Genomic DNA, 15290 nt, shown 5'->3' with positions numbered 1-15290 from the left:
TGGTTCGCATCTCTCGGGCCAGCCCCGCACTGGCCACTCCGGTGGCCGCTGGCGTGACGCGGAACCCCACGCTTCGTCACCTGGAACCGAGCGAACCAGTGGCGGCGGCCGAGGTCCCCCTCCTCGGCCGCCGCAACCGCGCGCACGGGGGGTCTGCTGGGTCAGGCGCCGAGCTTCCAGCCGACCTGGTTGGCCATGCCCACGGCCGCCAGCTGCGAGGAGACCTCGAGCTTGCCGAGGATCGACTTGACCTGCGTACGGACCGTGGCCTCCGACACCACGCTGTCCTGGGCGATCGAGCGCACCGTACGGCCCTCGATGAGGGCCCCCAGCACCTGCCGCTCGCGCGGGGTGAGCAGGTCGAGGCGGCGGCGTACGTCGTCGTGCACCTGGCGGTCGCGCGCCCAGGCCTCGAGGAGCGACTCGAGCTCCTCGCGGGTGACGACCGGCAACCCCTGGTGCAGTCGTCGCACGGTCGCGAGCGCCTGCTGCAGCGCGCCGCTCTTGGAGAGCACCTTGCGCGCCCCCAGCCGCATGCACGCACCCCACCGGCCGATGTCGTCCGACGCGGTCAGCACGACCACGTTGGCGTTGGCCCGGGCGAGCGGCGCCACGAGGTTCATCCCGTCGCCGAACCGCCCCAGGTCGAGGTCGAGCAGGACCGTGCGGGCGTTGGCCCGCAGGGCCAGCGATCTCAGCGTCGCCATCGAGCCGCCCTCCTCGGGGGGCTCGAGGCGGCGTACGTCGTAGCCCTCCAGCGACAGGGCGAGCTCGAGCGACTCCGCGAACAGCACGTGGTCGTCGATGATCAGCACGCGGTGCTCACCGCGAGATGCGCCCGGCACGGTCGTCCTCCATCCTCAGGTCCGTGGTCAGGCCCTTGGTCAGGTCCTTGGTCAGGTCCTTGGTCAGGTCCTTGGCCAGTTCGTTCGCCAGCCCGTTCTCGGCCGAGCCGCGAGCCGCGGGCAGCGAGATCACGAACGACGACCCGGCGCCCTCGCGCTCGGCGAGCCGCAGCGACCCGCCGGCCTCGGTCATCAGCCGCTGCGCGACGTTGAGGCCGATGCCCTCGCCACGCGAGTCGTTGCCGCGGCGACCCCAGTCGAAGATCTGTGGACGCTGCTCGAGGGGGATCCCGCGGCCGAAGTCGGTCACGGTGATGTCGACGGTGTCCTCGTCGCGGCGCGTGACCTCCACGACGCTGGCGTCGGTGCCGCCGTGCTTGACGGCGTTGTCGACGAGGATGTTGAGCACCTCGGCGAGGGCGTCGAAGCGCGCTCGGACGACCTCGGACGTCGCGTGCAGCTCGACGCGGCGGCCCTTGAGCCGCTGGAGGTCGAGGATCTGGGCCAGCGCGTCGTCGAGGCGCAGGTCGGCGGTCGAGTCGCCGGCGCCGGTCAGCATCCGCTCCATCCGGTCGAGCTCGCGGCGCACCGAGGCCCACAGGCGCTCGCGGGTCTGCGGAGAGATGTCCGCCCGGTCGAGCAGGGCCGACCCGGAGACCAGGCCCGCGACCGTGCTCCGCAGCTCGTGGAGCCGCTCGCGCTGCTCGCGGGTGGAGTCGACGAGCACGTGCTCGAAGGAGTCGAGGCGGCGCCGCTCGTCCTCCAGGCTGCGGCGCAGCCGCGCCCAGGCGATCCCGAGCCAGGCGGCGCCGATGGCGGTGCGCGCCGCCCACAGGGCGGCGTCGAGGGCACCGCCGGCGAGCCCGGCCGGCGGGACCAGCTGGCCTGCGACGACCACGCCGACCGTGGCCAGCAGCAGCAGGCGCAGTGCAGTGGACGCGACCCGCTGCTGGAGCACCAGGACGGCGGCGAGCAGGTGCGTGGCGATCAGCACGCCGATGAGCAGCTGCATCGCCGGCGACGACGGCTGCATCCGCGGGAACTGCAGCAGCAGGTGACCCGCGGCGACGAGCCCGAGGCCCAGCCCGATGACGAACGTCTCGTCGACCACCCGCCGCACCCGCTCGGGTGCCAGGAGCGGCACCACGACGCCGAGCATGCCGACGAGCGCGGCGACGAGCAGGGCGAGGTGCATGCTCGACCCGTGCGGCGGCGGTTCGTGGAGCGCGATCAGCGTGACGGCGAGCGCCTGGCCGGCGACGAGCGCCCCGGTCGCCACGATCCACCCGGCCACCGCCCCGGCGTGCCTGCGCCAGGTGACCATGGCTGCGCACCCGGCTGCGGCGACGAAGACGCCGCTGACGACGCCTTCCCCGAGCGTCGGCACCGTCGTCGCCGACGGCGGTGCCCACCACGGGTGGTCCGACCCCGATCCGATCCAGACCAGCACCAGGAACGAGGCGAGCCCCGTGATCCCCATGCGGACCCAGTGACGCAGATCCCCCCTGCAGAACCCCAACATCGTGCTCCCCCTGCGATACGACTTCGGTCCACGCCGATCGATCACGGTGGGCGTTCCCGGCGCCCTGCGAGATCGACGTGGTTGGTGTGTGAGTGCACTCCCTCCACGAGAGTGCGACTGTGGCGCGAGGGGGTCCGACGATTGTGTGAGCCCTCCCCCATATCGGGCAACGCCGGTCTGGTCCGCCGTTCGCAGGAGTCCTGCAGGCTTCGTCAAGGAGCCGTTCAGGTCGCCGTCAGGGCGGATCCAGCGGGCATGGATTTCCCTTCAAGCGGGTAGGCGTCACCCACGCTGCTTCCCGCCTCCCCAATTCGGTGCACGTTGGGTGGCGAGGGACCTTTCCTCGTCCCGGCCCGGACAGGCTGGGAGGCGCGACCAGCGCGAGGGAGGCGTACATGAGCGTGGCGGGTCCGGTGTGGGTGCTGTCCCCGCACCTCTTGGTGGCGCAGGCGATCACCGCCGCGCTCGGCTCCGTCGGTGTGCCTGCACGCACCCGCCGGTGGGAGTCCGTGGACGGAGAGGCGACCTCCGACGACTCCGAGGAGCTCGGTCCAGCGGTGTTCGTCGCCGTGGTGGACGGTCTTGACAATCCGGAGGTCGTCGCCCATGTCGAGGCGCTGGCGCGCCGACGAGCCGGTCGGGTCGTGGTGGTGACCTCCGCCGAGGCCTCCGTGCGATGGGGTGGACTCCTGGCCGATGACACCGTCGACGTGGTGACCGTGTCGACCTCGGTGACCCAGCTCGCCGACGTCGTACGGCGACTCGTGGCCGGCGACTCGGCGATGGACCCGGACAGGCGGGCGGTGCTCCGCGCCGCCTACGCCCACGACCTCGACCGGCGCCGGCAGGCACGCGCCCAGCTCGAGACGCTCTCGCCCCAGCAGCGGCGCGTCCTCGAGCTCCTCGCGTCCGGGCGGCGGGTGGCCGAGGTGGGCGTCGAGATGGGGGTCGCGGAGGGCACCGTCCGCAGCCACGTCAAGGCGCTGCGCGCCAAGCTGGGCGTGTCGACGCAACTCAAGGCCGTGGCGACGTTCCACCAGGCCTACCAGTCGTACCCGGGCTCGAACGCGGGCTCGGAGCGCGAGCCGGAGTCGGGCTCGGACTCGGACTCCGGCTCGGACTCGGGGGAGGTGCCGCGAGCCGAGCCGGCCGCCGAGCCCCGAGCGGCGGGGGAGGTGCGCGTCACGGTCGAGGCGGTGCCGGACCCTCGGCGGGGGACTGCGGACCGGGCGCCCCCGGCCCTGGTGCTCCTCCGTCGCTAGGCTTCGGTCCATGACCTCACCCCACGTCGAGCACCGCTCCGCCCCCCTCGCCGCGGGGGCCGCAGCATGATCGACCCCGCCACGCTCGACGACCACGCCTTCGCCGCCTGGGCGGCCGAGCGCGCCGGCTCGGTGCTGCTCGACGTGCGCGCCGGCGCGGCGGCCGAAGGGCTGGAGGGCAAGGCGCTCAAGGACGCCGGCGACGCCGCGGCCCAGGCCGAGCTCGACCGCGTCCTCACCCTGCACCGACCGGACGACGCGGTGCTGTCGGAGGAGGCGGCCGACGACAAGTCGCGCCTCACCGCGCGTCGCGTCTGGATCATCGACCCGCTCGACGGCACCCGGGAGTTCTCCGAGCCGCCCCGCGACGACTGGGCGGTCCACGTGGCGCTGTGGGAGGACGGCGACCTCGTCGCGGGCGCGGTCGCCCAGCCCGCGCTGGGGGAGACGTTCAGCACCGGCAGGCCCAGCGTGGTGCCCCCGCGCACGTCGCAGCGTCCCCGCATCGCGGTCTCCCGCAGCCGCCCGCCCGCCTTCGTCGAGGCGCTGGCCGCCGAGCTCGACGCCGAGCTGGTGCCGATGGGCAGCGCCGGCGTGAAGGTGATGAGCGTGGTGCGTGACATCGCCGACGCCTACGTCCACGCCGGTGGGCAGTACCAGTGGGACAACGCCGCCCCGGTCGCCGTCGCGCGGGCGGCCGGCCTGCACTGCAGCCGCGTCGACGGCTCGCCGCTGGTCTACAACGCCGACGACACCTCGCTGCCCGACCTGATCGTGTGCCGCCCCGAGCTGGCCGACGAGATCGTCGACTTCGTCCGCCGCCACGGCACCGACTGACCCGCTGCCTCGGGTCGAGGGGGTCGATCGGATCGAGGGCGTCAGTGCACCAGCTTGAGCCCGACGATGCACCCGACCAGCCCGGCCAGCAGCAGGGCCTTGACCACCGAGAACGACTCGGTGCCGGTGAGCATCGCCACGACCACGGTCAGCACGGCGCCGATGCCCACCCACACGGCGTACGACGTGCCGACCGGCAGGGTGCGCATGGCGTAGCCCAGGCCGGCCATGCTCATCGCGAGCGCGACGAGGAAGGTCGCGGTGGGCAGCGGACGGGTGAGCCCCTCGGAGCGGCCGAGCGCGGTGGCCCACACCGCCTCCAGGACGCCGGACAGGACGAGCACCAACCAGGCCATGGCCATCTCCTCGACGGCCGTCTTGTCGCTGTCCGGGTACGGCTCCCTCGTCCGGTCGCCCGCGGTCGGGGCACGGCCCACGGTGTCACGCCGGGGCGAGGCGGGCAACTCACCCCGAAAGCCGGTTGCGGGAGGTCGCGCCCATTGCCAGTGTGGGCGCCCATGACCTCCTTCGTCTCGCACACGACCGTCGACTGTCACGACGCCTACGAGCTCTCCACCTGGTGGAAGGCGCTGCTCGGCTACGTCGACGTGGCCGACGACCCCAACGAGCCGGGCCACGAGGAGTGCATGATCCTCGACCCCGACACCGGCCACAGCATCCTGTTCCTCGAGGTGCCCGACGCCGACCTGCCCCCCAAGCGGACCCACTTCGACCTGCGCCCGCGCACCGGCACCCGCGACGACGAGATCGAGCGGGTCCGTGGCCTCGGCGCCACCGAGGTCGCCGACCACCGCGGCGAGTGGGGGCCTGGCACCGGATGGGTGGTGTTCGCCGACCCGGAGGGCAACGAGTTCTGCATCCTGCGCTCGCAGGCGGAGGCGGACGCCGCGCCACCCCCGCCTGCGTGAGCGACCAGGCTCAGGTGGCCAGCGCGTAGGCCGCGCAACCGATCATCTCCATGCTCACCGTCAGCCGGTCCATGCTGATGTTCTTGTCGATGGTGTCCTCGGGCGAGTGGTAGGGCGGCTCGAGCAGGGCCGGCGTCGCCTCGCCACGCCAGGAGAAGTTGGCCGAGGCGATGCCGACCTCCTGGAACGACTGGTGGTCGCTGGCCCCGCGCTGGGTCACCGGCGAGATCTGCGGCTCGTAGCCCAGCCGTCGCGAGGCGGCGGTGATCTGGTCGGTGGTCGCGTTGCCGGCGCCCGAGAACGACAGCTGCCAGTAGCGGGTGGCGGGGCTCCAGCTGGTGCCGACCATGTCGTTCTGGAACACGCCGCGGATGCGTCCGCGGTCGGTCGCCGAGAGCTGGGCGACGTGGTGGCGCGAGCCGATGAGGCCCTGCTCCTCCGAGCCCCACAGCGCGAGGCGGATCGTGGCGTCGACCTTGGGCAGCTTGCGCAGCACCCGGGCGAGCTCGAGCGTGAGCACGGTGCCCGAGCCGTCGTCGTTGGCTCCGGGGGCGCCGATCACCGAGTCGTAGTGAGCGGAGATGTAGACGAGCGGGCCGCCGGCGCGGGCGCGACCGGGGATGTCGGCGAGGACGTTGTTGCTGGTCAGGCCGCGGTGCGAGGTCGTGCGGATCGTCAGGCGCAGCGGGCGCACCGCGAGCTCCTCGCGCAGCAGCCGCTTCTGCACCTGCGCGACGCCCAGCACGGGGATCGTCGCGACGGGCGTCCACGGCGGGGCGCTCGACCCCGTCGTGGGCACCAGCCGCGGCGAGGAGGCGGAGGCGCGGCGGGGATACTCCAGGTCGGCGGGCAGGAGGATCACGGCCGCCGCGCCGCGTCGCTGGGCCTCGAGCACGAAGGCCGCGCGCAGCTCGACGCGAGTGGCGGGGGTGGCGTCCTGGGCGTCGTCGGCCAGCACGACCGCGCCGGTGATCGCCGCCGGGTCGGCGGGCCACGCGGGTGCGGTCGCCGCCTTCACGTCGACCACGCGGCCGGTGACCGGGGCGCGGTCGAGGCCGGCGTCGGGGGACGCGCCGGCCTGCCAGCTGATGTCGTCGGCCAGCTGGCGGTCGGGGTCGCCGATGTCGGCGAGGAACTTGTCGGCGACGGCGAACGGCTCGAGGCGTACGTCGCGGCAGCCGGCGCTGCGCAGCGAGGTGAGGGCGAACTCGGCGGCGGCCCGCTCCGAGGCGGTGCCGCCGATCCGCGGGCCGATGCGCTCGGAGAGCACCCGCAGGTCGGACAGCGCGCGGGAGGGGCGGATGCCCTTGACGACGAGGCGGTCACGGACGGCGAGGGAGGGGCCGCGCACCGCTCCGGGGCGGGTGGCGTCGGCGGCCCAGGCGGGCTGACCCGCGGCGACGATCGCGACGCCTCCGGCGGCGCCGGCGAGGAGCTTGCGCCGCGTCAGCGCCGCGGCGGGCTGGCCGGACGGGGTGGGCTGGGTGGGCTGGGTGGGCAGGCTGGACTGGTCTGATCCCGAGAAGTGGTTCATGGAAGGCGAACCTATGTGTTCGACAGTCGAACGGTAAAGGCACGATCCACGATCCGCGCCCGACGGCGCGGCACGGGGGTCAGGAGACCCAGGTGCGCCAGCGGAAGCTCGCCGGGAGGTAGGCGGCGTCGCCCTTGGTCTGGAACGACCAGAACCACGTCCCCTTGCGACGGGGGAGGTCCAGGCGGTACCTGCCGCGGTCGTCGGTCCGGATGACCCGGTAGCGCGTGTAGCCGGAGTACTGCTTGCGCGAGACCTTGACGACGATCTTCTTCTGCACGTAGCGGGGCCGGACCTTGCCCGTGATCGCGAACCCGCCGGAGGGGCGGGTGATGGACCGGGCGACCTGGACGGTGAACTCGTCCGACTCGCTGGAGGTGTAGCCGTCGTCCTGGGAGGAACCTGCCTTGTCGCCGTCGTAGGCGACCTTGTAGGAGGTGTTCATCCGCGGCCTGACGCCGGTGAAGTCGAGCAGGGGCGAGGAGTTCGTCGCGATCTCGCGCCACTCGTCGGACGTGGCCCGCTTGGCGAGGAGCGTCGTCGTGCCGTCGGTCGGCGCGGAGCCCGACTCGCTGTCGACGTCGACGTCGACGTCGATGACGATGACGTCCCCGAAATCGATCACCGTCTCGCTCGGCACGGCGACGGTCGTCGTCGACTCCGGGTCAGCGGCGGTGGCGGGGGCGGCGACGGCGGTCATCGTGCCGACCAGCGCTCCTGCGACGAGGAGTCGGGCGGTGCCGCGGTGGGAGGACATGGTGGCGCCCCTCGATGGTTCGGGATGGGCCGTGAGCCAGCGCCGCCCTCGGCGGGCGACGCTGGCTCACGTGGTGAAGCAGTGCGGTCAGGCCCGCTCGGCGGCGCTGCGCGCGAGAGGAGCCCGATAGCTGTAGGTGTACCAGACCTCACTGTAGGCGAGGAACTTCGAGTTCCCCGGCACGGTGATCTTGAAGTAGAGCCGCTTGCCGCGCTTGGCAGCAGGCAGGCGGACCTGGAACTTGCTCTTCTTGTCGGTCTTGACCGTCTTGAACTTCTTGTACTTCTTGCCCTTCTTGATCTGGATCTTGACCTTGCTCTTCTTGTAGTCCGGCTTGACCTTGCCCTTGATGGTGAGGCGGGCCTTGGCCTTGTCGATGGTGACGTTGCGCGCGACGCCGACGGTGAAGGGCGCGGACTCCGCGGCCGCGTAGTTGTTCTGGTAGGTCGAGGTGGCGGCGTAGCCGTTGTAGACGACCTTGTACTGGGTGTTGGCGGCCGGCTTGACGTCGTAGAACGAGCTCGACGCGTAGGTGCCGGTGGCGACGGGCACCCACGCGGCCGCGCCGGCCTCGAGGGCGTAGAGGGTCGAGTTGCCGTAGCTGACGCTGCGGCCGTCGGAGCCGGTGACGGTCACGCTGACGGACAGGTCATCGCCGTACTCGACGGCGTCCGTGCTGGGCGTGGCGGTGACCGTGGCGGTCAGGTTCTCGGTCGCGCTGCTGGGTGCGGCGACGGCGATGGGCGCGAGGCCGAGAAGGCCGGCCGTGACCGTGCCTGCGATGAGACGAGTGATGCGCATGTCCCCGTGTGTTCCTCTCAGGTGAAAGTGCTGACACGCCCGGCAACGCCGGGCGTTGACGTGCTTGCTACCCGTGGGGCGTACGGGACAAACCCCTCTCCCCGTCCGCGTGTCCGGCAGCCCCCGTAGACTTTCATCCTCCCCCCTCTCGGACCACAGGGGGGCTCTTCCGCGTGCTCTCGAAGGGATCTCCGGTGTCGTCCACGCCCCTCGCCGCCGTCGCCCGGCGCGTCGTCGCTGCTCCCACGCTGGGCGGAGCACTGGCCGACGCCGGGGTGCAGTCCGCGCTCGACCTGACCGGCCCCGCGGCGGTGCGGCCGTTCGTGGTGCACGGGCTGGTGGAGCGCGGGCGCACGGTGCTCGCCGTCACGGCGACCTCGCGCGAGGCCGAGGACCTCGTCGAGGAGCTGGCCGACCTCGTCGACCCCGCCTCCGTGGCCTACTACCCGAGCTGGGAGACGCTGCCCCACGAGCGGCTGAGCCCCCGCAGCGACACCGTCGGACGCCGCCTCGCCGTGCTGCGGCGCCTGCGCCACCCGGGCTCCGACGTCGCCAACGGCCCGCTCAAGGTCGTCGTGGCCCCCATCCGCAGCCTGCTCCAGCCGCAGGTCGCCGGCCTCGCCGACATCGAGCCGGTCGAGCTGGCGCCGGGCGACAACCGTCCGCTGGAGGAGGTCGTGCGCGGCCTGGCCGACGCGGCCTACTCGCGGGTCGACATGGTCGAGCGGCGCGGCGAGTTCGCGGTGCGCGGCGGCATCGTCGACGTCTTCCCGCCCACCGAGGAGCACCCGCTGCGGGTGGAGTTCTGGGGCGACGACGTCGAGGACATCCGCGCCTTCTCCGTCGCCGACCAGCGCACCCTCGAGACCGTCGAGCGGCTGTGGGCGCCGCCGTGCCGCGAGCTGCTGCTGACCGACGACGTACGCCGGCGCGCCGCCGAGCTCGGCCAGGCGCACCCCCAGCTGGTCGAGCTCACCGACAAGATGGCCGCCGGCATCGCGGTGGAGGGCATGGAGTCGCTGGCGCCCGCGCTGGTCGACTCGATGGAGCTGCTCGTCGACCTGATGCCGGCCGACACCACGGTCCTCGTGCTCGACCCCGAGCGCGCCCGCACCCGCGCCCACGACCTGGTGGCGACCAGCGAGGAGTTCCTCGGCGCCTCGTGGGCCGCGGCCGCCGGCGGTGGCACGGCGCCGATCGACCTCGGCGCGGCCTCCTACCGCGAGGTCGCCGACGTCCGGCTGCACGCGCTCGGGCTGGGCCACGCGTGGTGGACGGTGAGCCCTTTCGGGATCGACACCGACGACGTGGTGCCCGACGCCGCGACCGCCGGGGTGCCGAGCCGCACCCTGCCGGTGCATCCCGCCGAGGCCTACCGCGGCGACCTCCAGCAGGCGGTCGACGACATCCGCGGCTGGGTGAGCGACGACGTCGACGTCGTCGTGGTGCACGCCGGCCACGGCCCGGCGCAGCGGTTCGTCGAGCTGCTCGGCGAGAACGACATCGCGGCCCGCCTCGTCGAGGAGGAGGAGACGGCGGGGCCCCACGTGGTCACCGTGACGTGCGGCCACCTCGTGCACGGCATCGTCGACGACGAGGCGCGCGTCGCGGTCCTCACCGGCGACGACCTGTCCGGGCAGAAGGCCTCGACGCGCGACATGCGCAAGATGCCGGCGCGGCGCAAGAAGCAGATCGACCCGCTCGAGCTCAAGGCCGGCGACTACGTCGTCCACGAGCAGCACGGCGTGGGCCGCTTCGTGGAGATGAGGCAGCGCGAGATCAGCGGCGCGGTGCGCGAGTACCTCGTCCTGGAGTACGGCCCCAGCAAGCGCGGCGGCCCCAACGACATGCTCTACGTCCCGGCCGACACCCTCGACCAGGTCACCCGCTACGTCGGCGGGGAGAACCCCAGTCTCGACCGCCTCGGCGGGGGCGACTGGACCAAGCGCAAGAACAAGGCGCGCCGTGCGGTCCGGGAGATCGCCGCCGAGCTGATCAAGCTCTATGCCGCCCGCCAGGCCACCAAGGGCTACGCCTTCGGGCCCGACACCCCGTGGCAGCGCGAGCTCGAGGACGCCTTCCCGTTCACCGAGACCGCCGACCAGCTGACGACGGTCGAGGAGGTGAAGGCCGACATGCGCCGTGTCGTGCCGATGGACCGCCTGGTCTGCGGCGACGTGGGATACGGCAAGACCGAGATCGCGGTCCGCGCGGCGTTCAAGGCGGTGCAGGACGGCAAGCAGGTCGCGGTCCTGGTGCCCACGACCCTGCTCGTCACCCAGCACCTGTCGACGTTCTCGGAGCGGATGAGCGGCTTCCCGGTCGAGATCCGCGCCCTCTCGCGCTTCCAGACCGACAAGGAGGCCAAGGAGGTCGCCGCGGGCCTCGCCGACGGCTCGATCGACATCGTCGTGGGCACCCACCGCCTGCTCAACCCCGACATCGTGGTCAAGGACCTCGGGCTGATCATCGTCGACGAGGAGCAGCGCTTCGGCGTCGAGCACAAGGAGCAGATGAAGCGGATGCGCACGTCGGTCGACGTGCTGTCGATGAGCGCGACGCCGATCCCGCGCACGCTGGAGATGGCGGTGACCGGCATCCGCGAGATGTCCACGATCACCACCCCGCCGGAGGAGCGGCACCCGGTGCTCACCTACGTCGGCGCCTACGAGGACCGCCAGGTCGTCGCGGCCGTGCGGCGCGAGCTGCTGCGCGAGGGGCAGGTCTTCTACATCCACAACCGGGTGCAGTCGATCGAGAAGGCGGCAGCCCGCATCCGCGAGCTGGTGCCGGAGGCGCGGGTCGCGACCGCGCACGGCCAGATGAACGAGCGCCAGCTCGAGCAGGTCATGCTCGACTTCTGGGAGAAGCGCTTCGACGTGCTCGTCTGCACCACGCTGGTGGAGTCGGGCCTCGACGTGTCCAACGCCAACACGATGATCATCGAGCGTGCCGACACCCTCGGCCTGTCCCAGCTGCACCAGCTGCGCGGCCGGGTCGGCCGCTCGCGCGAGCGCGCCTACGCCTACTTCCTCTATCCCGCCGAGAAGCCGATGACCGAGACCGCCCACGAGCGGCTCGCCACCCTGGCCCAGCACTCCGACCTCGGCGGCGGCATGGCCATCGCGATGAAGGACCTCGAGATCCGCGGCGCGGGCAACCTGCTCGGCGGTGAGCAGTCGGGCCACATCGCCGACGTCGGCTTCGACCTCTACGTCCGGCTGGTCGGCGAGGCGGTCGCCGACTTCAAGGGCGGGGGCGAGGAGGAGCTCGCCGAGGTGCGCATCGAGCTGCCGGTCGACGCCCACCTGCCCCACGACTACATCCCCAGCGAGCGCCTGCGGCTCGAGATCTACAAGCGGCTGGCCGAGGTGCGCACCGACGCCGACGTCGACGAGGTGCGCGCCGAGCTGGTCGACCGCTACGGCACCCCGCCGGAGGTGGTCGAGTCGCTGCTCGTCGTGGCCCGGTTCCGGGCGCGCTGCCGCCAGGTCGGCGTCCGCGAGGTCACGGTGGCCGGCAAGTACGTCCGGTTCGCGCCGGTCGACCTGCCCGAGTCGCGCGTCGTACGACTCCAGCGGCTCTACCCCCGCAGCGTCGTCAAGGCCCCCGTCAGCACGATCCTCGTGCCGCGCCCGCAGGGCACCGGGTTCCCCGTGCGTCCGGTGGCGGGCGTGGCCCTGCTTGAATGGGCCCGAGGCGTGATCGACGAGGTCGTCGCCCCGCCCGCGCCCGCGGCCAGCGGCGCCGCCCCCGCAGCATCGACCAAGGAGTGACCCCGTGAGCAAGACCCGCCTGATGACGGCCGCGACGACGGCCCTCGCAGGACTGCTGCTGACCGGCTGCGGCGGGATCAGCCCTGGCGTGGCCGTGCAGGTCGGCGACGAGGAGATCACGACCCGCGAGGTCGACCGGGTGACGGCCAACTACTGCACCGCGGTGGGCGACCTCGACACCGAGGTGCCGATGGGCTTCGTGCGCCAGTACGTCGTGCAGCTGCTGACCCTGCGCGCGCAGGTGTCGCAGATCGCGGACGAGTACGGCGTCGAGCCGGGCTCGGGCTACTACAACGACGTCGCGCAGCGCCAGGGCACGGCCGCCACCAAGCCCGAGGAGGTCCGCGACGACTTCGTCGAGCTGGCGTCCGCCTCGGCGTACGCCCAGGACGTCCTCGAGCAGGTCGGGCGCGAGGTCCTCGAGGACGAGGGCACCGAGGACCCGTCCGTCGAGCAGGCGACGGACGCCGGCATCGAGGTCTTCAACGCGTGGCCCGAGACCCACGACCTCGAGATCGACCCGCGCTACGGCCTGCGCAGCGTCGACGGGGTGCTCTCGCCGGTCGACACCAACACCTCCGTGGCGGTGGGCGACTTCGCGAAGTCGGGGCTCGCGACCGAGCCCGACCCGGCCTTCGCCTCGTCGCTGCCGGTCAACCAGCGCTGCGGCTGAGGCCATGACGGGCGGCGCTCCCCAGGGCACCGACGGCGCCGAGGGCTCCGCGCTGGAGGCCTTCGCCGACCAGATGCGGGTGCTCCAGCGCGAGTGCCCCTGGAAGCGCGAGCAGACCCACGCCTCGCTGATCCCCTACGTGCGCGAGGAGGCCGAGGAGGTCGTCGAGGCGATCGAGTCGGGCGACCCGGCCGCGCTGTGCGACGAGCTCGGCGACCTGCTGCTGCAGGTGGTGATCCACGCGGTGATGGCCGAGGAGGCCGGCGAGTTCACCCTCGACGACGTGGCTCGCGGGGTGATCGCCAAGATGGAGCGCCGCAACCCGCACGTCTTCGGCGACGCCGTCGCGACCGACACCGCCGAGGTGATGCGCCTCTACAACGCCGCGAAGGCGGCTGAGAGGGCCGAGAAGGCCGAGTAGGCCAGTCAGGGCGCGGTGGTGAGCCGGCGGGCCACGAGGCGGCCGGCGACCCCGATGGCCAGGACCGCCAGCCCGGCCAGGACCGAGCCGAGGGGGAGCGCGGCGGCCATCGCGACGCAGCCGGCCATCCCGGCCACCTGCAGGGCGCGCGGCCAGCGGCGGTGCTCGGCGGGCTGGCGCAGGGCCGCGAGGTTGGCGACGGCGTAGTAGACGAGCACGCCGAACGACGAGAAGCCGATCGCGCCGCGCAGGTCGACGAGCAGCACCAGGGCGACCACGGCGGCACCGATGACGACCTGCGCCGTGTCGGGGACCCGGTGTCGCGGGTCGACGGACGCCAGGTGGCCGGGCAGGTCGCGCGGCGGTGGCGTCGGCGACCGGCACCGCGGACGTGACCAGGGCGGCGCCGAGGACGTGCACCAGCGCCAGGGCGACCAGCAGGTAGAGCACGACGGCGGTGCCCAGCGCGACGAGGATGGCCCGGCGGGGTCCTCGGCGCAGAGCGTAGGCACCCCCGGCCGACGCCGGCCACCCGTTCGGACGCCCCGGCGACGTCGGGGTCGGGCGCGACTAGGCTGGCGGTCGAGCACGACGTTCACCTACCGACGTTCCCCTACCGACGTTCCCCAGGAGTCCTCCATGTCGATCATCGCTGCTGTCGGTGCCCGTGAGATCCTCGACTCGCGCGGCAACCCCACCGTCGAGGTGGAGGTGCTGCTCGAGGACGGTGCGTTCGGTCGGGCGGCCGTGCCCAGCGGGGCGTCGACCGGCGCCTTCGAGGCGGTGGAGCTGCGCGACGGTGGCAAGCGCTACCTCGGCAAGGGCGTGCAGAAGGCCGTCACCGGTGTCCTCGACACCATCTCCGGGGCGATCGTCGGGCTCGACGCCGACGACCAGCGCCTCGTCGACCAGACGATGCTCGACCTCGACGGCACGGCCAACAAGGCCAACCTCGGCGCCAACGCGATCCTCGGCGTCTCCCTCGCGACCGCCAAGGCCGCCGCGGAGTCGGCCGGGCTGGCGCTGTTCCGCTACGTCGGCGGCCCCAACGCGCACCTGCTGCCGGTGCCGATGATGAACATCCTCAACGGTGGCGCCCACGCCGACTCCAACGTCGACGTCCAGGAGTTCATGATCGCGCCGATCGGCGCGCCGACCTTCCGCGAGGCGCTGCAGCACGGCGCGGAGGTCTACCACGCACTCAAGTCGGTGCTGAAGAAGAAGGGCCTGTCCACCGGGCTCGGCGACGAGGGCGGCTTCGCGCCCGACCTGGCGAGCAACCGCGCCGCGCTCGACCTGATCGCCGAGGCGGTCAAGGCCGCCGGCTTCACCCTCGGCAAGGACATCGCCCTCGCGATGGACGTCGCGGCCAGCGAGTTCCACGACAAGGGCTCCTACACGTTCGAGGGCAAGAAGACGACCACGGACGCGATGGTCGACTACTACGCCGACCTCGTCGCCGCCTATCCGATCGTCTCCATCGAGGACCCGCTCGACGAGGAGGACTGGGACGGCTGGAAGGCGATCACCGAGGCCCTGGGCACCCGGACGCAGCTGGTCGGCGACGACCTCTTCGTGACCAACGTGGAGCGCCTGCAGCGAGGCATCGACGGCGGCCAGGCCAACGCGATGCTGGTGAAGGTCAACCAGATCGGCTCGCTCAGCGAGACCCTCGACGCGGTCGAGCTCGCCCACCGCGCGGGCTTCAGCAACATGATGAGCCACCGCTCGGGCGAGACCGAGGACACCACGATCGCCGACCTGGCGGTGGCCACCAACTGCGGCCAGATCAAGACCGGTGCGCCGGCCCGCTCCGACCGCGTCGCCAAGTACAACCAGCTGCTCCGCATCGAGGACGAGCTGGGTGACGCGGCTCGCTACGCCGGCCGGGGTGCCTTCCCGCGATTCGGCGGCTGAAGCAGGCACACTGGGC

14 protein-coding genes and 1 riboswitch are annotated in these 15290 nt (G+C 72.6%); of the genes, 7 read left to right on the top strand and 7 right to left on the bottom strand.

The genetic code is table 11. The features are described 5' to 3' along the window. Positions 1–161 precede the first annotated feature (161 nt). Both AC54T2_RS00605 and AC54T2_RS00600 read right to left on the bottom strand, forming a co-directional pair. The gene (locus AC54T2_RS00605) at positions 162–845 is read right to left on the bottom strand and encodes a LuxR C-terminal-related transcriptional regulator (RefSeq protein WP_496665236.1); all 684 of its coding nucleotides are present in this window, start codon (positions 843–845) and stop codon (positions 162–164) included. Beyond that, positions 823–2325, bottom strand: a complete 1503-nt coding sequence (locus AC54T2_RS00600) for a sensor histidine kinase (RefSeq protein WP_496665235.1) — start codon at positions 2323–2325, stop codon at positions 823–825. The genes AC54T2_RS00605 and AC54T2_RS00600 overlap by 23 nt, the downstream gene beginning before the upstream one ends. A 437-nt stretch (positions 2326–2762) precedes the next feature. Between AC54T2_RS00600 and AC54T2_RS00595 the strand changes: the two genes are divergently transcribed. Continuing rightward, positions 2763–3629: a helix-turn-helix transcriptional regulator gene (locus tag AC54T2_RS00595; protein ID WP_186339035.1), complete on the top strand. Its 867-nt coding sequence runs from the start codon at positions 2763–2765 to the stop codon at positions 3627–3629. A 66-nt stretch (positions 3630–3695) separates the two neighbouring features. Beyond that, positions 3696–4466: a 3'(2'),5'-bisphosphate nucleotidase CysQ gene (locus tag AC54T2_RS00590; RefSeq protein ID WP_186339034.1), complete on the top strand. Its 771-nt coding sequence runs from the start codon at positions 3696–3698 to the stop codon at positions 4464–4466. A gap of 41 nt (positions 4467–4507) precedes the next feature. On the opposite strand, the gene AC54T2_RS00585 is transcribed toward AC54T2_RS00590, so the two are convergent. Beyond that, complete coding sequence (locus AC54T2_RS00585) at positions 4508–4822, bottom strand: SMR family transporter (protein WP_489975078.1); 315 nt, start codon at positions 4820–4822, stop codon at positions 4508–4510. A gap of 12 nt (positions 4823–4834) precedes the next feature. Continuing rightward, positions 4835–4899, bottom strand: a riboswitch (guanidine-III (ykkC-III) riboswitch). An 85-nt stretch (positions 4900–4984) separates the two neighbouring features. Between AC54T2_RS00585 and AC54T2_RS00580 the strand changes: the two genes are divergently transcribed. Continuing rightward, a complete protein-coding gene (locus tag AC54T2_RS00580) occupies positions 4985–5395 on the top strand; it encodes a VOC family protein (protein ID WP_186339032.1) in 411 nt (136 codons plus the stop codon). Positions 5396–5405: 10 nt separating this feature from the next. Here AC54T2_RS00580 and AC54T2_RS00575 read toward each other — a convergent pair whose 3' ends face one another. The 3 genes from AC54T2_RS00575 to AC54T2_RS00565 all read right to left on the bottom strand — a co-directional run bounded on the left by AC54T2_RS00575 (position 5406) and on the right by AC54T2_RS00565 (position 8487). After that, positions 5406–6929: a M28 family peptidase gene (locus tag AC54T2_RS00575; RefSeq protein WP_496665234.1), complete on the bottom strand. Its 1524-nt coding sequence runs from the start codon at positions 6927–6929 to the stop codon at positions 5406–5408. Between the two features lie 79 nt (positions 6930–7008). Next, positions 7009–7686, bottom strand: coding sequence for a hypothetical protein (locus AC54T2_RS00570; RefSeq protein ID WP_496665233.1), 678 nt, complete (start codon positions 7684–7686; stop codon positions 7009–7011). Between the two features lie 87 nt (positions 7687–7773). Further along, a complete protein-coding gene (locus AC54T2_RS00565) occupies positions 7774–8487 on the bottom strand; it encodes a hypothetical protein (RefSeq protein ID WP_496665232.1) in 714 nt (237 codons plus the stop codon). A 194-nt stretch (positions 8488–8681) separates the two neighbouring features. Here AC54T2_RS00565 and mfd point away from each other — a divergent pair, with 194 nt between their 5' ends. From mfd to AC54T2_RS00550, 3 genes are read left to right on the top strand one after another with little or no spacing between them, the layout of a single operon-like run. Further along, positions 8682–12263 (top strand): transcription-repair coupling factor, encoded by a 3582-nt coding sequence (gene mfd / locus AC54T2_RS00560; protein WP_496665231.1) that lies wholly within the window; start codon positions 8682–8684, stop codon positions 12261–12263. A 4-nt stretch (positions 12264–12267) separates the two neighbouring features. Then, positions 12268–12936, top strand: coding sequence for a hypothetical protein (locus AC54T2_RS00555; protein WP_489975073.1), 669 nt, complete (start codon positions 12268–12270; stop codon positions 12934–12936). A gap of 4 nt (positions 12937–12940) precedes the next feature. Beyond that, positions 12941–13357 (top strand): MazG nucleotide pyrophosphohydrolase domain-containing protein, encoded by a 417-nt coding sequence (locus AC54T2_RS00550; RefSeq protein WP_186339026.1) that lies wholly within the window; start codon positions 12941–12943, stop codon positions 13355–13357. 5 nt (positions 13358–13362) lie between these two features. Here AC54T2_RS00550 and AC54T2_RS00545 read toward each other — a convergent pair whose 3' ends face one another. Then, on the bottom strand, positions 13363–13635 hold the full coding sequence (locus AC54T2_RS00545) for a hypothetical protein (RefSeq protein ID WP_186339025.1): 273 nt from the start codon (positions 13633–13635) through the stop codon (positions 13363–13365). A gap of 361 nt (positions 13636–13996) precedes the next feature. Between AC54T2_RS00545 and eno the strand changes: the two genes are divergently transcribed. Then, positions 13997–15274: a phosphopyruvate hydratase gene (eno, locus tag AC54T2_RS00540; RefSeq protein ID WP_496665230.1), complete on the top strand. Its 1278-nt coding sequence runs from the start codon at positions 13997–13999 to the stop codon at positions 15272–15274. The last annotated feature ends 16 nt before the right edge of the window (positions 15275–15290 follow it).

It is taken from the genome of Nocardioides sp. Z35_8 (assembly GCF_059621125.1).
The sequence above is the reverse complement of the archived record's forward strand: the minus strand, read 5'-3'. Positions and strand labels throughout refer to the sequence as shown.